The organism is Hyunsoonleella sp. J2K-J805 (assembly GCF_057167125.1).
This window is the reverse complement of record NZ_CM169901.1, coordinates 1,985,114-2,006,995: the sequence shown is the minus strand read 5'-3', so window position 1 is coordinate 2,006,995 and position 21,882 is coordinate 1,985,114. Positions and strand designations below refer to the sequence as shown.

Here is a 21,882-nt window from a genome sequence, read left to right as displayed (position 1 = left end):
AAAACAGAATTTTATTGTCGAACCTGAACTAATTTCGACTTTTATTCTGGGAACTCGTCTAAAATTTCATCCACCATTCTTTTATTAAATGTAATGTCTGAGATATGATATTTAAAATCTTTGGCAATACCAATCCGCAATAATTCTTTGGATTTTGTATTGAACAGCTCAACAACCAACGCGCCTTCTTGATAAGGTTCTGAGTCATTAGAGGTACTACTTTTGCTAAAAATCGCTTATATCCTGCAGAGCTCACCGACGCATAGTTTGCACTATTAGATACTGCATTATTCTTTGTAGAAGTTCCATTATGATTATTCTCAACATTTGTAAATTGATTTTAAGTTGTTAGAAGAATCAATAAATTAGGATTGTCTTTTTTCACTGAAAATACTTTTTCAGTCATTTTTTCATTCTTCATTGAAATCAAGGATTCTTCCATAGATTGATCAGAAGCTGTATTGAATTCATCTAAATTAAAGTCTGTATTGAGTAAGTAAGCGAAGGTTTTAAAGTTGCTAAAATTTGCTTCGGTAAATGTTTCAGTTTTAAAATTAGAGGCGCAACTTAAACTGAGCAATAGGCCTAAAAAGGTTAAAAATTTGAATGTGTTATAGCATTTTTTTTATTGGTTATGAACTTCATAATTATAAAGTGAAACAAACTGACGCTATTATCAAAAGATTTTTGTTATTGAAGATTTCATAAAAGTACATTGAATTAAACCAATTTATCCAAAACAAACTTCTAGAAATGAATAAAAAAATAAAAAATATGTTATATCTATGTTGATTGTATTCTGATTTACATAGAGTTATATTTATTTTAATCACTCAATAGTGTGATGTGTTTAAATAAAAAACATGAAGTATTATTGAAGCTCTAAAGATTATTATTTAAAAGCATTAAGCCCAGTAATATCCAAACCTGTAATTAATAAATGAATATCATGCGTACCTTCATAAGTAATCACACTTTCCAAATTCATAGAATGGCGCATAATTGAGTATTCACCAGTAATACCCATGCCACCAAGCATTTGTCTGGCATCACGGGCAATATTAATAGCCATATCAACATTATTGCGTTTTGCCATGGATATTTGTGCGGAAGTAGCTGTGCCATTTTCACGCATTACACCCAATCTCCAAGCTAAAAGTTGTGCCTTGGTAATTTCGGTAATCATTTCGGCAAGTTTTTTTTGTTGCAATTGAAATTGACCAATAGGTTTGCCAAATTGGATACGTTCTTTACTGTAGCGCAATGCAGTATCATAACAATCCATAGCAGCACCAATAGCGCCCCATGCAATACCATATCTTGCGGAATCCAAACATCCTAGAGGCGCGCCTAATCCAGATTTATTGGGTAGTAAATTTTCTTTAGGCACTTTTACATTATCAAAAATAAGTTCTCCAGTTGCCGATGCACGAAGCGACCATTTGTTGTGGGTTTCTGGCGTAGTAAACCCGTCCATACCACGTTCTACAATTAGTCCATGTATTCTGCCCTCTTCATTTTTTGCCCAAACCACGGCAACCTGCGCAAAAGGCGCGTTACTAATCCAAAGTTTGGCTCCATTTAAAAGATAATGGTCTCCCATATCCTTAAAATTTGTTGTCATACCTCCCGGGTTACTGCCATGGTCTGGTTCGGTTAAACCGAAGCATCCCATCCATTCGCCACTGGCTAGTTTTGGTAAATATTTTTGTCGTTGTGCTTCATTACCATATTTCCAAATAGGGTACATCACCAAAGATGATTGTACTGAGGCAGTGGAACGCACTCCAGAATCACCACGCTCAATTTCTTGCATGATTAAACCATAGCTTATTTGGTCTAAACCAGCACCTCCATATTCCATAGGGATATAAGGACCGAAAGCTCCAATTTCAGCTAATCCTCCAATAATTTGTTTGGGGAATTCTGCCCTTTGCGCGTACTCTTCTATGATTGGAGATACGTCGCGTTTTACCCATTCGCGGGCAGCATCTCTAACTAATTTATGCTCATCAGTGAGTAATTCGTCTAAATTGTAATAATCAGGGGCTTCGAATAAATCTGGCTTCATAATTTAGGATTGTTCAGTTTTAATGCAAATTTATTGAAAATATCTAATAAAAGATCTAGTTTTTTAGCAATAATTTAATATTGAAAAAGGTGTCAGACTTGACTCGTCTACATCTTCAAATAAAAGTCTTTCGTCAAGTTAATGTAGTCACTTGTATATTGATGTCTTCCGGTTTCAATAGTTAGGCTGTCAATTATAGTTGCACTTTCGCGGAAAGAGAATTCCATTAAGCTACGTTTTATTTCTAAATTAGGATTTCCCCTGACGTGTAACTTTCTATTGGGAAACAACTTGAATGTTGAGGCTAATTCAATGAAGTTTTCTTCGTGTTTAAAAGGTATAACTGCTGAAAATAGTCCTTTTTTGGATAGTAATTTTGAAACACTTTCTAGCAAATGTTCAAATGGCATTGCATCTTGAAATCTAGCTAAATTCCGTTCTTTGTTTTCGGTCTTAAAATCTTCTGAGTAAAATGGTGGATTGCAAATAATTAAATCATATTTATCTTCAGTTTCCTCTGCAAATTCACTTAAAGAAGCATGGTAGCAAAACAATTTATCTCCCCAAGGCGATTGCTCAAAGTTTTCAACACATTGCTCGTAAGCGTTTTCATCAATCTCTAATGCATCTATAATCCCAACAGTTTCTGGGATAGCACTACTTCTTTGCGCTAATATTAAGGATAAAACTCCAGTGCCTGCACCAATATCTAATATAGAAAACGGTTTTTTTTCCAAGGAAGTCCAAGCACCAAGAAGCACACTGTCGGTGCCAACTTTCATAGCGCATCGGTCTTGGTTAACTTTAAATTTTTTAAATAGAAACGGAGCAACGCTCATTAAAATAAAGTCTTAAGTAATATGCGGTAAATATAACCTGAAATTCTTTTTGTGCTGTTTTTGATGAAAGGTAATTGTTTAATTTTTTACGCAGTTTAACGATAAAATATGGAGAATAACGATAAAATCATTATATTAATCCTTATGTTCAGACGGTGTAATGAAATAGGAGGCTAATTTTATTCAAAAAGCGTTTTTCAAGCTTAACCAATGTGTTTCTCATATTGATGAATTGGTCATCTCTTTCATTCGTAAACAAGTAATGCTAATAATTATTGAATAGGTAAGGGTGATTTGTAATTATCACTTTTACAACTGCTTTTTATTTTTTGAAAAGAAAAGAAGTTATCCCATTAAATCAACTAAAACTAAACTTAAAACTATGGCACAACAAAATCAAAACATCTGGCAGCTTAATGAATTATTGAAGATAAATCATATCGCTGAAAAATCATATTTGGAAGCACTTGAGGCAACTAGCAGTGAAGAATTGAAGCAATTTTTTAGAGCTCGGGCTTTTGAGCGGAATGAATTTTGTAGATATCTAGGAGCGGAAATTAGAATGATGGGGGGCATACCAGATTACTCTGACACCAATACAAAAATTAATTGGCCTGATTTTAAAAAGATTTTGGCCTCGAAAAATGCACGCTTTTTATTTATTGAAATAAATAGAATTAAAAGTATTTGTTTGACGCATTATAATAATGTACTGAATACTTACGAATTCAATGAAAGTTTGGTTAAGCTTCTTAAAGAACAGCGAAAAATAATTGGTCGTTCTATAGGATATATGCGATATACAGACGGTTTGTCTAACATAAACCCGCAACTTATTTCTAACCTTTAATACGATTTTATATTTACAGGAAAGCTGTCTAGTATCGGCAGTTTTTTTTTAAATGTATAAGTCAATCAAGCCTTCGGGAGTTTCAACAAGAATGGTTTTATCTGTTCGGTTTACTTCTCTGATAAACTCGTCGTTCATAGGGATGAGAATCTCTGTGCCGTTTCTGTCAATTTCAAAAAGAGCTTGCGCAGTCGAGTCGTTTATAGCTCTAATTATACCAACATCGCCAAAGTATTTATCTGTAATTTTAAATCCGATGACTTCATGAAAATAAAATTTATTGCCTTCTAGTTTTGGTAATAAGTCAAGTGGCAGATATAGCTCACTTTTCATAATTGCATTAGCATCAGCCTCTGTATCTACATCCTCAAACTTTAAACGGAGTAGCTCCGACTTGTGCAGTTGTGACCGCTCAATAAAAAACGGTATAAGGTTGTTTCTCAACTCTAAGAAAATAGCATCTAGGTTTTCATAAAGTTCTGGCTGGTCAGTATCTAGTTTAGCAAGCACTTCGCCTTTAAAACTGTACTTTTTTACAATTTTCCCTAAATAGAAGCAGTCTTCTTTTTTCATGTCAAATTAATAATTTGTCACCCTGAACTTGTTTGAGGGTCTCTTTGCTCAGTAAAAAACGGGAGATGCTGAAATGAATTCGGCATGACACAAATATGGATTTAAATAAAAAACTCCGATATTTCTATCGGAGCTTAAAAGTATAAAAAAATAGTTTTTTATTCTTCTTCGTTTGAAGCTTCTGCTTCAGCAGCAGGTGCATCTTCCTCTGTTGCTTCCTCAACAACAGGAACAGCTGCAGCTACTCTTGCCTCATTTACCGCTTTTTCAGCAGCTAATGCATCAGCTTTAGCTTTAGCTTCGGCTTCAGATAACCCGTCCGCTTTAGCTTGAATTTTAGCTTCTTTTTCTTCCAACCAAGCTTTAAATTTTTCTTCAGCTTGTTCTTCCGTTAAAGCACCTTTTTTAACACCACCTACAAGATGATTTTTTAACATAGCACCTTTATAAGATAAAAGTGTTCTGGCTGTATCGGTTGGTTGCGCACCATTTTGTAACCATTGTACAGCGCCATCAACGTTTAATTCTACAGTTGCTGGGTTGGTGTTTGGATTGTAAGCACCTAGTTTTTCTAGGTATTTACCATCTCTTTTTGAGCGTGAATCCGCTGCTACGATCCAGTAATAAGGTTTTCCTTTTTTACCGTGTCTTTGTAATCTAATTTTTACTGGCATAATAATTAATTATTTGAGGTTCCCGACCTCGGTTATTAATTGAAAAAAATTCCTTGAAGTTTTTGCTTCAAGGTTTCCGTTGTAATTGTCATTCCCGAGACATCGGGAATCAAAATAAAGAATTTGCGCTATTTACAAATAAATGGAAACGAATTCTTTATTGAGGGCGCAAATATACCATATTTTTTTAAAAACCAGTACTTTATTAAAAACGAATTTAAAATAATAGACAAACAGGTTCAGGAACCTTAAAATCATGCAGATAAGTAAGCTTGCCATTGCTTTTATCAATACTAAAAACTGCAATATTTTCAGTTCTCATATTGGCTACTAATAAGAATTTCCCTGTCGGATCTATGGTGAAATTTCGTGGCCAATCGCCATGAACGGACATACTTTGTATTTTGTTAAGTTTTCCGTTTTTTGTGTTGCGTTCAAAAACAGCAATCGTATTTTCACCTCGGTTTGAGCCATAAATAAAACGTTCATCTTTTGAAATATGAATATCAGCACATTTGTTAAATTCCGTAAATCCAGGTTCTAATGTGTTGTCTTCATCAATCTGCTTAAATCCTTTTTTTGTTCTTTTTATAGAAGTAATGGTAGCGCCATATTCGTTAATAAGGTAAATGAAGTTGCCGTCTTTAGTTAGTTTAAAATGACGTGGACCAGGATTCCCCTTGGTTTTAATAATGGCTGCAGATTTAAGTTCGTAGGCTTCATTTTTTAATATGTATTGGTACATCGCATTTCTTCCTAAATCTGCCACAAATAATTCATCATTAAAAAATAAAGCAGAGTGAGCGTGTGATTCTCTTTCCTTAATATTATGATCAAACACTTGGGATGCCTCTGCTAAACTTCCATCCTTATTTACTGGATATATTGCAATTGTGCCACCACGGTAGTTTGATACCGAAACTTTAGAGCCATCTTTGTTAATAGAAATATGGCAAGGGCCTTCACCCATACTGCTTACACGGGTTAAAAGCAGTAAACTGCCATCATCTTTAATTTTGTACGAAGAAATAAATCCGCTTTCACTACCATTAGTAGAGTATAGATATTTTCGATCTGGGGAATACGTTAAAAAAGACGGGTTATCAATTGGGATTGCTAGTTCTAAATTGGTTAATTCACCGGTTTCAGTATTAAAATTCAGTTGGTAAATGCCTTTACTGTTTTTCTGTGTATAAGTGCCTACATAAAGTTGGGCCGTTTGAGAATAGCATTTTAAACAAAACACTGCTGCGGCGAAGTAAATAATTAATTTCATGGTATTGTCCTAAATTTTAAAAAATCTAAGTTATGATAAATTATCTTAAATGATGGCCGTAGGTGTTAATGAATCTTAAAACTATCACAAACCCTGTTAAATCTCTTGACAAACCTAGTGTTTGCCCTTCTATTGGTAGTGTAGATGTGAAACAATACGCATCTTTAAAGAACTTATTGAAATTTAAAATGTAAATGATAAACATGAAGTACACTGAAGAAATTTCAAAAATATTAAATGAATTATTAATTAAGAATTATGATGCTGAAAAAGGCTATCGTAATGCTGCTGAAAATGTAAATAATCACAGATTGGAGCAATTCTTTGACAGAATGTCGAAAGAACGTAAGGAATTTGCTAAGGAATTGAAGATTGAAATAGAAAGATTTGGTGACACACCAAAAGATTCTGGAAGCTTTAAAGGCATTGTGCATAGAAACTGGATGTCGCTAAAAAGCTTATTTGCTACAAATGATGAAGAAGCCATTTTAGAAGAAGTCATTAGAGGTGAAGAAAACAGTTTAGATGCATATTATGATATGTTAAGAGACAGATCATTACCAGCGACAATTGATGCGTTATTATTTAAGCAACGAAATGCAATTAAGGCTACTTTACAATCTGTAAAAGTGCAAGAAGAGTTAGTATCATAAACATTAATTTTGGTTAATTAAGAAAAGTCCTCTCCAACATGGAGAGGACTTTTTTAATGTAAAATACCCAGAATCAGGTATTTTATAATATTGCAAAATCAAATATTTTTACGTAGCTATTAATTAGTTCTTAGGGAGAACTTAAAAAGTGTCTTTACTCGTTGTGGGTTGAGGCACTTTTTTGTTCACAACTCTTAATAACTCCACTTTAAAAAAGTAGAAATTCTACCTATTTTTATATGCTCGATATTTACGACTCAACAGTTACACAAATCAACGAATAAACTTAAAGAATGTACTTAATTTTCGATACTGAAACCACAGGTTTACCAAAGCGCTGGGATGCACCAATTACGGATGTGGACAACTGGCCAAGGTGTATACAAATTGCATGGCAATTGCATGATGCGATGGGGAATTGTATCGATCAGCAGGATTATTTGGTAAAACCAGATGGGTTTAATATTCCATATGATGCCGAAAAAATTCATGGTATTTCTACAGAGTTGGCCGAAGAACAAGGTATGCCATTAGATGAGGTTTTAGAAAAGTTTAATGAAGTTCTAGGGAAAACAAAGTTTGTGGTTGGTCAGAATGTAAAGTTCGATTTAAATATAATGGGTGCGGAATTTGTCCGAGGAAATGTTCAAAACCAATTACAAGAACTCCCTGTTTTAGATACATGTACTGAACATACGGCAAGTTTATGTCAGATTCCTGGTGGGCGTTACGGTAAATTTAAACTGCCTACGCTTACAGAATTACACGAGTTTTTATTTAACGAGCCTTTTTCTGAAGCGCATAATGCGACTGCTGATGTTGAGGCAACTACGCGTTGTTTTTTCGAGTTGATTCGTTTAGGTGAGTACACCAAAGAACAGCTGGATGTTCAACCCGATTATTTCGAGAACTTTAAGGAAGAGAATCCTGAGACGATAAAAACTATCGGATTAAAGCACATAAATCTTAAAAAGGCGAGTGCTGAAATTCGAGAGCGTATTGAAAAGGCGAAATCTGGAATATCTCAAGAGGATATTCAGCAAAACGCATCTGACTTAGCTGGGGTTGATTTTGTGCATCTGCATAACCATTCGCAATTCTCTGTGCTACAATCCACTATGAGTGTTTCTGATTTAGTAAGTGCGGCGGCAGAACATAATATGCCAGCAGTGGCTTTAACCGATCATGCGAATATGATGGGCGCATTTCATTTTGTAAATGCGGTCAATAAGGTAAATAGTGGCATAAAAGCTAAAATTGCTGAAGCTGAGGAGAAGGGAGAATCTACCGATGCAAAATTGATAAAACCAATAGTGGGTTGCGAGTTTTTTGTTTGTGAAGACCATACTGATAAAACCAGAAAGGACAATGGGTATCAAATTGTGCTTCTAGCGAAGAATAAAAATGGTTATCACAATTTGGCAAAACTATCGTCTCACGCCTTTGTGGATGGCTTTTATTATTTGCCTAGAATTGATAAAAAATTGATTCAGCAGTACAAAGAAGATTTAATTGTACTCACAGGAAATTTATGCGGTGAGGTACCAAGTAAAGTATTGAATATTGGCGAAAACCAAGCAGAGGAAGCACTAATTTGGTGGAAAAACGAGTTTGGTGACGATTTGTATGTAGAACTGATGCGCCATAATCAAGAAGATGAAAATCGTGTAAACCCAACGTTGATTAAGCTGGCAAAAAAGCATAATATAAAATTGGTCGCCACGAATAACAGCTATTATCAAAAGCAAGAACACGCAAATGCTCATGATATTTTACTTTGTGTAAAAGATGGTGAAAAACAGGCGACTCCTATAGGGCGCGGGCGAGGATATCGTTACGGATTGCCAAATCAGGAGTACTACTTTAAGTCTTCAGAAGACATGAAGGCCTTGTTTCGAGATATTCCTGAAGCCATAATAAATGTGCAAGAAGTCGTTGATAAAGTGGAGGCATTTCAATTGGCTCGTGATGTACTCTTACCCGCTTTTGATATCCCAGATGAATTTAAACATGAGGAGGATTTAGCCGACGGTGGTAAGCGTGGTGAAAATGCCTATTTAAAGCATTTGGTATATGAAGGCGCCAAAAAACGTTATGGTGAACCTTTATCTGAGGAAGTTACGGAACGATTAGACTTTGAGCTAAGCGTTATTGAAAATACAGGCTATCCAGGATATTTTTTAATTGTTGAAGATTTCATTAGAGAAGCCCGAAATATGGATGTGTCTGTTGGTCCAGGGCGTGGTTCCGCGGCAGGTTCCGTTGCAGCATATTGCCTTTGGATTACGAACATCGACCCATTGAAGTACGATTTGCTTTTTGAGCGTTTCTTAAACCCAGATCGTATCAGTATGCCCGATATTGACATTGATTTTGATGATGAAGGTCGAAGTCGTGTGATGGATTATGTGATTGAAAAATACGGTGCAAATCAGGTGGCTCAAATCATTACTTATGGTACTATGGCAGCGAAATCTTCTATTCGTGATACGGCTCGGGTACTGGATTTACCTTTGTTTGATGCCGATAGAATTGCGAAGTTAATTCCGAATATGTCTAAGCTAAATAAGATTTTTGGTTTAGATGAAAAGGAGTTAGGCAAGAAATTTAGAGCCGAGGATTTAGAAAAAGTCAATCAGCTTTTAAATATTTCTGAAGGTAGTGACTTAGAGGCTGAAACTGTCAATACCGCAAGAGCCCTTGAAGGTTCGGTAAGGAATACGGGAATTCATGCTTGCGGTGTAATTATAACACCAGATGATATTACAAAATTCGTTCCAGTTGCCACCGCCAAGGATTCTGACTTATATGTTACACAATTCGATAACTCGGTAGTAGAAGACGCAGGACTTTTAAAAATGGATTTCTTGGGGTTAAAAACATTAACCCTAATTAAAGATACCGTAAAAATTGTAAAGGCGAAACATGATATTCAGCTAGACCCAGAGAGTTTCCCCTTGGATGATGAAAAAACATACGAGCTGTTCCAAAGGGGTGAAACCGTTGGCGTATTTCAATATGAATCTCCAGGGATGCAAAAACACCTTCGTGATTTAAAGCCGACGGTATTTGAGGATTTAATTGCGATGAATGCTTTGTATCGTCCAGGGCCAATGGAATACATCCCAAGTTTTGTCCGCAGAAAACATGGTGATGAAGAAATCGAGTACGATTTGCCTGCTATGGAGGAATATCTTAAGGAAACTTATGGTATTACAGTATATCAAGAGCAGGTGATGCTACTCTCCCAAAAGCTGGCAGATTTTACAAAAGGCGAAGCGGACGTGCTTCGTAAAGCGATGGGAAAAAAACAAATCGCGGTTCTTGCCAAAATGAAACCGAAATTTATTGAACAAGCTACCGCCAACGGGCATGATGCGAAAGTTCTAGAGAAAGTTTGGAAAGATTGGGAAGCCTTTGCGAGTTACGCTTTTAATAAATCGCATTCTACATGTTATGCTTGGATTGCTTACCAAACAGCATATTTGAAAGCACATTACCCAGCGGAATACATGGCTGCGGTGCTTTCCAATAACATGAATGATATTAAGCAGGTTACTTTCTTTATGGAAGAATGTAAACGCATGAAGTTGGATGTTTTGGGGCCTGATGTGAATGAGAGTTACTACAAGTTTTCGGTAAATGCAGCTGGTGCGGTACGTTTTGGAATGGGGGCGATAAAAGGCGTAGGTCATGGTGCGGTAATGACTATTGTGGAAAACCGGAAAAAGGATGGGCACTACAAATCCATATTTGATTTGGCTAAGCGTATCGACTTGCGAGCGGCCAACAAAAAAGCTTTTGAAAATTTAGCGTTAGCTGGTGGTTTTGATGGATTAGGCGATACACATCGCGCACAGTATTTTCATGATGATGGCGATGGAATTACGTTTTTAGAAAAAGCAATTAAATACGCCCAAAAGTATAAAGAGAATGAAAATTCTGCACAGGTAAGTTTGTTTGGAGAGGCCAGCGAAGTTCAAATACCAGAACCCGAAGTGCCACCATGTGAAGAATGGGGTACCATGAAAACCTTGAGTAAAGAACGAGAAGTTGTTGGGGTTTATATTTCTGGCCATCCGTTAGATGATTTTAAAACGGAGATGAAAACCTTTTGTAACGCTACAGTTGGGATGTTTAATAATTTGGAGCCTTACGTAAATCGTGAATTGGTGTTTGGAGGCGTAGTAACTGATGTGCAACATCGGGTGAGTAAACAAGGTAAAGGTTGGGCGCTGTTTACGATTGAAGATTATACTGATAGCTACGAATTCCGAATTTTTGGAGAAGAATATTTAAAGTACCGGCACTTTTTATTGCAAAACAATTTTGTATTTGTGAAAACGTTTGTACGCGAAGGTTGGGTTAATAAAGATACTGGCAAAAAGAGCGATCCTAGATTACAGTTTAATAGCTTTCAGTTGTTGCATGATGTCATGGAACAGTATACCAAAAAACTATCCATACAGGTTGACATTAAAGATTTAACGGAGCAAAAAATCATAGCGTTAAAAGAGTTGTTACATCTGCATCCTGGAAACCAGACCTTAAACTTTTTGGTATATGATACTAAAGAGAAAATGAAACTGACCATGCCTAGTCGAAAGCAAAAGGTGAAGGTATGCCAAGAATTGCTAAATGAGCTGGAAGCTCAGGATGTGCGGTTTAAGTTGAATTAAGTTCTAATTTTAGCGTCATTCTGAGCTTTTTCATTAGAAAAAAGCGTAAGAATCTGTTTAATTTATTTTGGAACTTATAATAAACAGATTGTTACGTCGTGCCTCCTCACAATGACGGTGTTTTTTATGTTAACGTCATTCCGAGCTTTTTCAAGAAAAAAAGCGTAAGAATCTGTTTGTTGAGAATTTCGAACTAATAATCAACAGATTATTACGGTCGTTCCTCCCTCATCCTGACGATTTGATTTATTGTTCTTTCTCACAATGACGCAATAGGTTATGATTTTTTACTATCCAAATAATCCCCTAAACTACCTAATTTATCATCCCAGAATCGCTCATAGAATTTTAGCCATTTGTTTACTTCTCGTAGTTCTTTTGGGTTGGCGCTACAAAAGCGTTCACGTCCTTGGGTTTTGATGTAAACCAAACCTGCTTCTTCCAAAGTTTTGATATGTTTGGTAACACCTTGACGAGTCATCTCAAATTGGTTTGAAATTTGAGTGATGGACAGTGCTGAGGCAGCAATAACCAAGGCGTGAAAAATATCACGCCTTGTGGGGTCGGCTATGGCCTTGAATAGTTTTGTGATGTTATCCTGCATTCACTTCTTCTTTTAAATAATTAGTTAGCCCAATAATACAGTTGTCCCAACCGCCATTAAAACTTTCGAACATGGCCACTGCGGTTTCGCCTTTGTAATTTGCTATATCAGAATGTATTAAAGTAAGTTTGGTGCCCTCAGAAACAGATTCTAATTCCCATTTTACTTTTGTTTCCACATTTTTAGTACTACCTTCAATCCAAGTGTAAATTAGGGTATAAGGATTAGCTTCCAATACTTGTCCGCTTATGGTAGTGCATCCTTTTTCGTTTGGGGGTGAGGCGAACAGGTATTTGTATCCTTTTTCAGCTTTAAAATTGGCAGGTATAAACCATGTTGAGATTTCTTCAGCCTTGGTTATGGCGTTCCACACTTGGTCTATGTCGTGATTGAATATCACTTCTTTTGTAATTACATCTTTCATTATAGTTTGGTTTTTTGCTTAACCTGCCTGCCGGTAAGCAGGTATGCAACTTTATGGTTGCTAAACTAAGATAAATAAATTTAATTCGCAACTTTTTAGTTGCATAAATAAGTTTCCTGAATGAGTTCTGCACCCGCGCAAGCGATAGCAGTGGTAGCTTTTGGCGAGGCGCGCATCGAGCCAAAACTATTAGCGGATAGCCCGACCATTTTACCCTGAGGTTCTCGAAGGGTGGGTTGCGCCCAAAAAAAAGGAAATAAACCCAACCAATGCCGTTATAGGGAAAACAAATTGATGGTTTGTAAGCTTTGGAATATTTTTTGACTAATTTTGTGTAATTAAAATGAATTAAGAATTTTTTAAAAATATATATTATGGCATTAGAGATAACAGATGCGACTTTTGAGGAAACGGTATTAAAGAGTGAAAAGCCTGTTTTGGTTGATTTTTGGGCAGCTTGGTGTGGGCCTTGTAGAATGGTAGGTCCTGTGATTGAGCAGATAAGCGAGGAGTATGACGGGAAAGCTGTTGTTGGAAAGGTTGATGTTGATGCTAACCAAGAGTTTGCTGCTAAATACGGTGTTCGTAATATCCCAACTGTTTTGGTATTTCAAAATGGTGAAGTCGTTGGAAGGCAGGTGGGTGTTGCGCCGAAGAATGCATATACAGATGCGATAGATTCGCTTTTGTAATAGAAAAAGAAAAGAAAGTTGAAAAGGTTTGCCATATGGTGAACCTTTTTTTATTTTAGATGATTATTAAACTAAAATTAAGATGAGTAAAAATAAAGTGCAAGATGCCATTGACGGTAAGTTAATTGAACAGCGTAAAGTTTTTTTATGGGGTATGGTGAATGATGATTCGGCTAAACACGTAATAGATAGATTGTTGTATTTGGATGCGCTAGAAACCGCCGATATTCAGTTGTACATTAATAGTCCGGGCGGTTATGTTACCTCTGGTTTTGCTATGTATGATACTATACAATCTTTAAAAAGTGATGTGTCTACCATTTGTACAGGTTTGGCGGCCTCTATGGGATCTATTTTGTTATCTGTAGGAACTAAAGGAAAACGTTTTATTCAGCCACATGCGCGTGTGATGATACACCAACCTAGCGGAGGTGCTCGAGGGCAAGCGAGTGATATAGAAATCACTGCTCAAGAGATTTTAAAAACCAAAGAGTTGAGCGCGCAGATTTTGGCAGATAATTGTGGGCAGACTTTTGAAAAGGTGATGAAAGATTTTAATCGTGACCATTGGATGGGAGCGGAGGAGTCTGTTGCCTATGGTATTGTAGATAAACTAATCTAAAGTCCCCTAACCCCCAGTTGGGGGAAAAGCCCCATAACCTCCCCAAAGGGGAGGAACTCTTATTCTTGAGGGAGGAGAGTTGCTTAGTTATATTAAAATAAATCTTTTAAACTGAACAATACACTTTTGTATAAGAGTGTTTCTCCCCTTTTGGGAGATTAATAGGGGCATATGGAAATACAAACTGAACTTAATAAAGCTGAAGGTTTTAAAAACTTGGAGCTACTTGCAAAACAAGTGGTTGAAGGCTTTATTGCAGGGATGCATAAGAGTCCGTTCCATGGGTTTTCAGCGGAATTTGCGGAGCATAAAATTTATAATCGGGGTGAAAGTACGCGCCATATAGATTGGAAATTATATGCCAAAACTGATAAGCTATATACCAAGCGTTATGATGATGAGACGAATTTGCGGTGTCATATTATTCTGGATAATAGTAGCTCTATGCATTATCCCAAATTGGAGTCTTTTTCTATTGACAGTTTAAATAAAATTGGATTTTCGGTATTGGCTGCTGCGTCCTTAATGCAGATTTTGAAACGTCAGCGCGATGCTGTTGGCTTAAGTGTTTACAGTGATAGCTATGATTATTACGCTCCTGAAAAAGGAAGTGAACGCCATCATCAAATGTTGTTGAATCATTTAAGTGATGCTGTAATTTCGAAACCCTTAAATAAAGAGACAGAGACCTATAAGTATTTGCATGAAATTGCAGAAAAGATTCATAGGCGTTCTATGATATTTTTATTTACGGATATGTTTCAAACCTCTGAAGATGAGGTGAAGTTGTTTGAGGCGCTTAGACACTTAAAATACAATAAACATGAGGTGATTTTATTTCATGTATTTGATAAGGAAAAGGAATTGCAGTTTGATTTTGATAATAGCCCGAAACGTTTTATCGATGTGGAAACGGGGGAGCATATCAATTTATATGCTGATACAATAAAGACCAATTATAGCGAAGCCGTAAACAATTATTTTGAGGCTTTGCGCCTAAAATGTATGCAGTACAAAATTAAATATGTTGAAGCTGACGTAAATAAAGCTTTTAATTCAATTTTGACGACGTACATGGTAGAACGCCAAAAATTTAGTTAAATCATACCCCTATAACCTCCCCACGAGGAGAAGAGCTCTTGCTGAAACAATCAAGTTATCAGAAGGTAAAAAATTACTCAAAAAACTTTAAAAAACATTTGACTTATAAAAAAAGGCGTGTATATTTGCAACCGCAATAACGCAACGGTCTGGTAGTTCAGTTGGTTAGAATATCTGCCTGTCACGCAGGGGGTCGCGGGTTCGAGTCCCGTCCAGACCGCAACTTAAAAAAGTTGTGTTGTTTATCTCGAAAGAGATAACGTAGTGAAAGTCCAGTAATAACGGGCGATCCAATGAGAAGCTTTCCTTTTTTCTTTAGAGAAAATTGTGAAGCTTTTTTGTTTTTTAGTCTAAATGAATTAAAAAAAAAGGGAGTCTTATCAAAGCATCCAAATATGGTATGTTATTCCATTGAATACGACTTCAGAATGTTATATGGTGTTATTTTTAAGCTCAAATGATGCACCATTTTAAACTATGCTTTATCTTGAAATTAATGGCTAATTAAAATTCATCGTTATTATGGCTATAGATAAAGTGTTTGTTTATTTAGACAAAAGCGTTAAAGTGTTTAAAAATACCCATTAAAGGGTATTGGTTTTATGTAGGGTATCTGATATTTTTGAATTCAAGCTATTAACCCAGTCTTCCTCCTCTTTCTTATGTTTTGGAATTTGCTATTAACCAAAACAGATTCAAATGAAAAATTATTTTTTTAGAACAGTTATTTTTACATTCTTCACTCTTTATTCACTTCAAACTAATGCGCAATGGGAAGCTGTTGACTTGGGTACAACTGATAATTTTTATGATATACACTTTGTGAACGATACCATTGGTTGGATTGCAGGAGATAATGCTGTTTATAAAACGATTGACGGAGGGGAAAAATGGGTAAAGTACAGTTCCGCTGTATCAGATACTAGATATTATGGTGTTTTTTTAAGGACTCCTTAAATGGTTGGGCAGTAGGCAAGAAAAAGACTGCTAGTACTGCAGGAAGGTTTCACTACACTAATGATGGTGGGCTAACTTGGAATGTTTTCTTTATACCTCTCAGCAATCACAAGCCATTATGGTCTGTTTCATTTACAGATGATGGATTGTATGGCGTTATAGTTGGTCAAGAGGGATATGGGTTATTTACTTCAGATGGAGGAACTAGCTGGTCTAAGCGTACACTACCATCTGGAAATGCTGGAACTATTATTGATGTTGCTCACTATGATGGCTTAAATGCTGTTGCCGTAGGATATGATGCTGGAAAGGGAGTTATTATGAAGTCAACAGATGGCGGAAGCACATGGACAAATATAATTACAACACTTGATAGCCAACTAAGATCTGTTTCTTTTAGTGATACTTTAAATGGTCTTGCTGTAGGTTCAGGAGGTGGAATTTACAAAACTACTAATGGTGGGGATACTTGGCAAGCTAAACAAACAGGAGCAACAAGCACTTTTAGTGGTGTCCACTTTTTTGATAACGAGCGAGCCATTGTTGTGGGTTTTGGAGGTGTGATTTATGAGTCAAATGATGGTGGTGAAACATGGGAACTTCAAGAATCTGGAACAACATATGTTATTAGAAATGTTTTTCAGAATAGCTCAGGTAATGCATTTGCAGTTGGCGCTTTAGGAACGCTACTTAAAAGGGGGTGCGATGAAGATGAAATTGTGTTTATTGATGACGATGAGGTTTCTGATAACCTGAATATGACTGAACCATTTATGATAGAGGAGGATACTTCAGGTACTCCAACGTATATTGCTTACACCGAGTCCGATGCTTATATATATTATTACGTTGAAGAGACCTGTGCTTTGCCTAAAGTAGGGGAAAGATTTAAAGAGCTTATAAATTTTGAAGGTATAGGATACGAATATTTAGAGGTTTCATATTTAGGTGATGGAATACTTCAATTCCGAGTAGATTTATCTCTCGAGAAAGAATTAGGACAATTTACTTTTTCCATTCCTGATAGAATTGTTGATAGTGACAGTAATAATATAATAGAATTTAATATCGAAAGTAAACCAAAAGACTTTACTGTTCAAAAAAGAAAAAATGGGAAAAGTCAATCTACAGATATTTTTGCAAATGGAAGTTTAGGTGCGGGTTTAAGTCTTGGACCAGTAGCAACTAAAGATATAGAATTAACTCTTGCATCTGTATCAGTTCAAGGTACGGCAGGTATGGGATTAACTTTTACGAAAACTCTTCTGGAGAGCAATATATCAAGAGACGAGTTGAAGGAAGTGCTTCAACTAATTTGGGTTTGCCTAAGTTTTCATTTGGAAAGTATTTTGGGTCAAATTCTAAACTAGAAATAAGTAATTATTTAGAAAGAGGCTTTGATGGTTTTTTAAGTCAGTCTGTGAGGTTTGATAATGGTTTGTCTTTCTGGAGCAATAAATAAGTTAAAGGCCGCTTACCTTTTAGAACCATTAATAGTTGGAGGTATTAATCTTAACCCTTATACTTATGTTTTATTTAAATCTTTAAACCTTGAAATAAAAGATTTATACCCTAGTTCTGTGCAGGCTTACGAAGATTATTTATGGACAGATAGTTATGGTTTTGGAGTTAATGAAAAATTTGGTCAAAATTTTGGATTGAATATTAAAATTAGTAATGGGATAAAATTTGATGCCAGTGTTGGCGGGGGCTTAGGTAGTTATACTAAGTATTCGCATGAATCAAACCTAAAAAACAGTAGCTCAGTATATAATTTGGATTTTGTTCAAGAATTTAATTTTAAAGAAGGATTACAAATTACTTCTTCAGCAAATACTGAATTGAATTTTGGTGATAATATAGCTATCAATAATGGTACTAAGGCAAGTTTGAAACTAAAAAAAAGTTCTAATAACCTTCCTGAAGTTTTGGAGGTTTCTTTTGAAGGTTTTAATGAAGGACAGATTTTCGTGGAAACTTGGAACTCAAAAGACAATTTTACTTTTGTGATGCCTGAAAATATTGTCAAAACAACTAACATATCTGGTTCAATAGCTGGGAAATTTTTACAGTTATCTAAAACTAACAATTTATCAGACTTAAGTATTAATAATTTGGAATTTAAAAATAGTCTCCCAGAATTATTTGAAAGCAGTCCTGGTAGCTTAATTAATTTCAATAATCATACAATTTTAGAGACAAGAAGGTCAAATATGAGAGGTGAAAAAGTTGAGTTTAACATAGGTTTTCCAGAAATAATAAGAAAAATAATTGATATTAACATTGGTTTTCAATTAGTTGTATTGAGTGATATAGAGTTTGTTAGGAAAAAAGAATTAGTATCTGATGGAAATGTTATCCCTATCACAGAGTATAAGGGGTTTTCTGCTCAAGAACCAATATTTGCACTAAGAGACGAGTTAAATGGAATTTTTCAAGGATTGGGTGCTATTTTACAGGACCATATAGATGCAATTGTTATTACAACAGATACATATTTAGAAATTGGACAAGATTTTTTGATTGATGTAAAAAACGAAGTGTCTGACGTAATTGGGCGAATACAAGGCCAGGTCTCAAATGGTAGCAGGTTTATTATAAATTACTTCGATTCTACATTTTCTTTTGGTGCTTCTTCCGATTCTCAAAAGAGAATAGTAACAAAGTCAAATCGTATAGAAAGCAAAAAAAGCGGTTTTGGCAAGTCTAATAGTAATGAAATTCCTAGTACATTGTATATAGTTAGTAATTTTATGGATATTAATTTGTTAGATGAATCAGACCAAATACTTGAAAACTTTGACTCAGTTACGTTAACTATGATGATTGACCAATCTATAGTGGACTCTCTTGGTTTTAGCGAGCCTGAAAAAACTCTGCTAAAATTTATAAATTCAAATCAAGTAATTTCTCATGGGAGGAATTATCTGAGGATTCAAATACTGATATTAATGAAGTAGATGCGCAAATTACTGAATCAGGTATTTATGCTATTGGAATTTTATACGATATAGATAATGATACAAGCGCTCCTAATATTCAAGATTATTATCCAAAAGAGGGTGATATTATTTCCTCTGAAGCTCAGTTATGGGCTAAACTATTTGAGCCAGCTATAGGCATTGGTATTGATCTTGCTCAAACAATAATAAAAATTAATGGAGTTGAAGTTGAGGCAGTATGGGATCCATTAAAAAGACAAGTGTTGTATATACCAGAAAATCCCTTATCAGATGGTAGTCACACTTTTGAAGTAATTGTTAAAGATTTAAATGGTAACACAAACTCCGTTTTTTCAAATTTCATTATTGATAGTTCGCTAAGTACGGGAGATATGGATGATATTGACAAAATAAAAATTTATCCTAATCCTACTAAAGGTATTTTGTATGTAAATGGGGGTGTTTCTCAGCTAAAATCTTTGGATGTTTTTTCTCTTACTGGACAGCATGTGTTGAGTATAAATGAGAACTTTGAGAAAGTCAATATAGCAGGATTAAAACCAGCAGTATATTTCTTAAGGTTACAAACTTTTGATGCTGTAAGGGTTTATAAAATCGTGAAGGAATAATTACAAGAATAACATGAATTTAGTAAAAGCTTCTCAATTTAAATATTTAAGAAATTGAGAAGCTTTTTTGTTTTAAGAACTTTTTATTTAATGTAGCATGCAAAAACGATATTTTTTTAAATAAAAGAAGAAGACAATGGTTCTAATGAAAGGAAAGGTTTATGAAATATAAACGCCCCTAATCTAACCTAGAAAAGAGACGTTTATCACGCTTTACATAATAAGATTAGTTTTTTGATACTTTAACATTTAAAGGCACATTTAATTTCTTAGCAAAATTACTCAAATACTGTTCCCACTCATATTGGTTTTCGAATTGACCACTTTTTTTCCAAGTAAAGCCTGCATAGTAAACTGTTTGACCATCAATAACTTTTAGATGAGAAAAGGCATTACTCAAATCTTTAACATCAGTTTCGTATTTTTCAGAATCAATAAAGTACATTGGGTGTGCAACTATGGCTGTACCCAATTCAGAATCCGCATGTGGTTGCCAATAGTTTATCCATGTTTCATCTTTATGTGAGGTAACTACACCATCTTTTTCATGCAGTGTCAAACCTGCCGAAATCGTATCTACCCCAGTAATGGCAATCTCAAACTTAGAAAGATTATTGCCGTAATCTAAACAGATAGTTTTTGATTCCGTAATTGCAGTCCCATCAGCATTCCATGTGCCATAATCCAATATAAAACTGGTTCTAATCGGTCCGTTTGTTAAGGTTTTATAACTAACAAAGTTTTTCGAAATGTAATAGGTGCTATCTTTTTTATATGCTATACCACCAACACCCCGGCTCTTGCCGACATGAAAATTATCAAGGCCTTCGCCAGTGTCTTCATGATAAGTGCCTGTTTCTTCAGTATATTTTTTGTACCAAGCATCAATAATTGAATAATCAACACGTTTTAACCAAGCATCAATACCACTTGAAAGTGTGCCTTCTTTTAAACCATTTTCAAATCTGTATTGCGCATTAGGCCCATAGGTTCTGAAAGCTACTTTATTGTTCTCCCAAGCGTAGTCATCGGTTCGTTCTGGAACGAATCGCGAGTAGCAAATTTTTTCTTTTGAAGTTTCAAAATCCTCTGGAAGCTCCGAGATTTCAAAAGTTGCTTTACTGTTAGCTTTCACTTCAGGTTGAAAAAGTAAAATATCCATATTGCCATCGCCATCGTTATCTACCAATTGAGAGACCAAAAATGTTTTAGAGCCTAAGGTTTTAATGCCTAAGTTATTTAGATTTTCAACTTCTAGTAACTCTTTTGAGATTTCTACGGTTTCAAACGTTCTATCCACCGATAACTCGTTTGAAACTTCAACCTTTGTTGATACTTCTTTGCTGCCACATGAATAAGCGATACAGCTTAATGATAAAATAAAAAATAGCTGGGTTATTTTCATGATCTTATCTTAATTCGTTGGTTGGGCATACATCCATATCTCCATAGTCCAAATTTTCACCAGCCATTCCCCAAATAAAACTGTAGCTACTTGTACCAGAACCAGAGTGGATAGACCAAGGCGGCGATATTACAGCTTCATCGTTACCCATCCAGATATGTCTTGTTTCATCTGTTTGCCCCATAAAATGACACACTGCTTGGTCTTCAGGTACTTCAAAATAAAAATATACTTCCATACGTCTGTCATGCACGTGTGCAGGCATAGTATTCCAAGAGCTACCTGATTTTATGGTTGTCATTCCCATTTGCAGCTGGCATACGTCTACAACGCTATTCACAATATATTTTCTCAGCGTTCTGGCATTGGCAGTTTCAGGAGAACCAAGTTCAATGACTTCCAAATCTTCCGTTCCAATTTTTTTGTTTGGATATGTCTTATGTGCTGGTGTTGAATTTAAATAGAATTTTGCAGGATTATCGGCAGAGTCACTAGAAAATATAACTTCTTTATTGCCACGTCCAACATATAAGCCTTCTTTATGGTCTAACTTAAATACAGTACCGTCAACGGTTACCGAGCCGCTGCCACCAATATTTATGATACCAAGTTCTCGTCTCTCCAAGAAATATTCTGCCTTTAAAGCATCTATGGTTTCTAAAGTAACTTTTTGTTTTACTGGAGAAACTCCTGCAGTTATAAATCTGTCATAGTGAGAGTATATATAACTAATTTCATCTTGCTTAAAAATATTTTGAATTAAGAACTCATCTCTTAATTCTTTGGTATCCATTCGCTTTACTTCTCTCGGTGATGCTGCATAGCGCACTTCATAATTATTTGCCATCTTATTATATTTTGGTTTTTTATTAGATAATTTCAGTAAAAATA

21 protein-coding genes and 1 tRNA gene are annotated in these 21,882 nt (G+C 35.4%); 11 read left to right on the top strand and 11 right to left on the bottom strand.

Features of this window, described 5'->3' with window-relative positions:
• Positions 1-41: 41 nt before the first annotated feature.
• From AC1B0Z_RS08920 to AC1B0Z_RS08905, 4 genes are all read right to left on the bottom strand, one after another.
• Positions 42-179: a hypothetical protein gene (locus AC1B0Z_RS08920; protein ID WP_483791621.1), complete on the bottom strand. Its 138-nt coding sequence runs from the start codon at positions 177-179 to the stop codon at positions 42-44.
• Between the two features lie 161 nt (positions 180-340).
• Positions 341-580: a hypothetical protein gene (locus AC1B0Z_RS08915; protein ID WP_483791620.1), complete on the bottom strand. Its 240-nt coding sequence runs from the start codon at positions 578-580 to the stop codon at positions 341-343.
• A 312-nt stretch (positions 581-892) separates the two neighbouring features.
• Positions 893-2,071 carry an acyl-CoA dehydrogenase family protein gene (locus AC1B0Z_RS08910; RefSeq protein ID WP_483791619.1) on the bottom strand — a complete coding sequence of 393 codons (1,179 nt, stop codon included), beginning with the start codon at positions 2,069-2,071 and terminating at the stop codon, positions 893-895.
• A 107-nt stretch (positions 2,072-2,178) separates the two neighbouring features.
• Positions 2,179-2,853 (bottom strand): tRNA1(Val) (adenine(37)-N6)-methyltransferase, encoded by a 675-nt coding sequence (locus tag AC1B0Z_RS08905; protein ID WP_483791618.1) that lies wholly within the window; start codon positions 2,851-2,853, stop codon positions 2,179-2,181.
• 439 nt (positions 2,854-3,292) lie between these two features.
• Here AC1B0Z_RS08905 and AC1B0Z_RS08900 point away from each other — a divergent pair, with 439 nt between their 5' ends.
• Positions 3,293-3,760: a DUF2383 domain-containing protein gene (locus AC1B0Z_RS08900; RefSeq protein WP_483791617.1), complete on the top strand. Its 468-nt coding sequence runs from the start codon at positions 3,293-3,295 to the stop codon at positions 3,758-3,760.
• 48 nt (positions 3,761-3,808) lie between these two features.
• On the opposite strand, the gene rimM is transcribed toward AC1B0Z_RS08900, so the two are convergent.
• The 3 genes from rimM to AC1B0Z_RS08885 form a co-directional block, all read right to left on the bottom strand.
• A complete protein-coding gene (gene rimM / locus AC1B0Z_RS08895) occupies positions 3,809-4,333 on the bottom strand; it encodes a ribosome maturation factor RimM (RefSeq protein ID WP_483791616.1) in 525 nt (174 codons plus the stop codon).
• 158 nt (positions 4,334-4,491) lie between these two features.
• The gene (locus tag AC1B0Z_RS08890; RefSeq protein WP_483791615.1) at positions 4,492-5,007 is read right to left on the bottom strand and encodes a 30S ribosomal protein S16; all 516 of its coding nucleotides are present in this window, start codon (positions 5,005-5,007) and stop codon (positions 4,492-4,494) included.
• A 217-nt stretch (positions 5,008-5,224) separates the two neighbouring features.
• Entirely contained in the window at positions 5,225-6,283 is a 1,059-nt protein-coding gene (locus AC1B0Z_RS08885) for a lactonase family protein (RefSeq protein WP_483791614.1), read from the bottom strand.
• Positions 6,284-6,486: 203 nt separating this feature from the next.
• On the opposite strand from AC1B0Z_RS08885, the gene AC1B0Z_RS08880 reads away from it, so the two are divergent.
• Both AC1B0Z_RS08880 and dnaE read left to right on the top strand, forming a co-directional pair.
• Positions 6,487-6,936 (top strand): ferritin-like domain-containing protein, encoded by a 450-nt coding sequence (locus AC1B0Z_RS08880; RefSeq protein WP_483791613.1) that lies wholly within the window; start codon positions 6,487-6,489, stop codon positions 6,934-6,936.
• A gap of 293 nt (positions 6,937-7,229) precedes the next feature.
• The gene (gene dnaE / locus AC1B0Z_RS08875) at positions 7,230-11,615 is read left to right on the top strand and encodes a DNA polymerase III subunit alpha (protein WP_483791612.1); all 4,386 of its coding nucleotides are present in this window, start codon (positions 7,230-7,232) and stop codon (positions 11,613-11,615) included.
• A gap of 277 nt (positions 11,616-11,892) precedes the next feature.
• Here dnaE and AC1B0Z_RS08870 read toward each other — a convergent pair whose 3' ends face one another.
• A complete protein-coding gene (locus AC1B0Z_RS08870; protein WP_483791611.1) occupies positions 11,893-12,219 on the bottom strand; it encodes an ArsR/SmtB family transcription factor in 327 nt (108 codons plus the stop codon).
• On the bottom strand, positions 12,209-12,643 hold the full coding sequence (locus tag AC1B0Z_RS08865; RefSeq protein ID WP_483791610.1) for an SRPBCC family protein: 435 nt from the start codon (positions 12,641-12,643) through the stop codon (positions 12,209-12,211). The genes AC1B0Z_RS08870 and AC1B0Z_RS08865 overlap by 11 nt, the downstream gene beginning before the upstream one ends.
• Positions 12,644-13,017: 374 nt before the next feature.
• Between AC1B0Z_RS08865 and trxA the strand changes: the two genes are divergently transcribed.
• From trxA to AC1B0Z_RS08825, 8 genes are all read left to right on the top strand, one after another.
• Positions 13,018-13,335: a thioredoxin gene (trxA, locus tag AC1B0Z_RS08860; protein WP_130962910.1), complete on the top strand. Its 318-nt coding sequence runs from the start codon at positions 13,018-13,020 to the stop codon at positions 13,333-13,335.
• Between the two features lie 82 nt (positions 13,336-13,417).
• Complete coding sequence (locus tag AC1B0Z_RS08855; protein WP_483791609.1) at positions 13,418-13,957, top strand: ClpP family protease; 540 nt, start codon at positions 13,418-13,420, stop codon at positions 13,955-13,957.
• Between the two features lie 171 nt (positions 13,958-14,128).
• Complete coding sequence (locus AC1B0Z_RS08850) at positions 14,129-15,058, top strand: DUF58 domain-containing protein (RefSeq protein ID WP_483791608.1); 930 nt, start codon at positions 14,129-14,131, stop codon at positions 15,056-15,058.
• A 146-nt stretch (positions 15,059-15,204) separates the two neighbouring features.
• Positions 15,205-15,278, top strand: a tRNA-Asp gene (locus tag AC1B0Z_RS08845).
• 479 nt (positions 15,279-15,757) lie between these two features.
• The gene (locus AC1B0Z_RS08840) at positions 15,758-16,015 is read left to right on the top strand and encodes a YCF48-related protein (protein ID WP_483791607.1); all 258 of its coding nucleotides are present in this window, start codon (positions 15,758-15,760) and stop codon (positions 16,013-16,015) included.
• Positions 15,985-17,385: a WD40/YVTN/BNR-like repeat-containing protein gene (locus AC1B0Z_RS08835; protein WP_483795286.1), complete on the top strand. Its 1,401-nt coding sequence runs from the start codon at positions 15,985-15,987 to the stop codon at positions 17,383-17,385. Before AC1B0Z_RS08840 ends, AC1B0Z_RS08835 begins: the two co-directional genes overlap by 31 nt.
• Positions 17,386-17,595: 210 nt before the next feature.
• A complete protein-coding gene (locus tag AC1B0Z_RS08830) occupies positions 17,596-18,975 on the top strand; it encodes a hypothetical protein (RefSeq protein WP_483791606.1) in 1,380 nt (459 codons plus the stop codon).
• 245 nt (positions 18,976-19,220) lie between these two features.
• Positions 19,221-19,586, top strand: a complete 366-nt coding sequence (locus tag AC1B0Z_RS08825; RefSeq protein WP_483791605.1) for a T9SS type A sorting domain-containing protein — start codon at positions 19,221-19,223, stop codon at positions 19,584-19,586.
• 226 nt (positions 19,587-19,812) lie between these two features.
• Here the strand turns inward: AC1B0Z_RS08825 and AC1B0Z_RS08820 are convergent, their stop codons facing one another.
• Positions 19,813-20,991, bottom strand: a complete 1,179-nt coding sequence (locus AC1B0Z_RS08820) for a DUF4861 family protein (protein WP_483791604.1) — start codon at positions 20,989-20,991, stop codon at positions 19,813-19,815.
• A gap of 4 nt (positions 20,992-20,995) precedes the next feature.
• A complete protein-coding gene (gene kduI, locus AC1B0Z_RS08815; protein ID WP_483791603.1) occupies positions 20,996-21,838 on the bottom strand; it encodes a 5-dehydro-4-deoxy-D-glucuronate isomerase in 843 nt (280 codons plus the stop codon).
• Between the last annotated feature and the right edge of the window lie 44 nt (positions 21,839-21,882).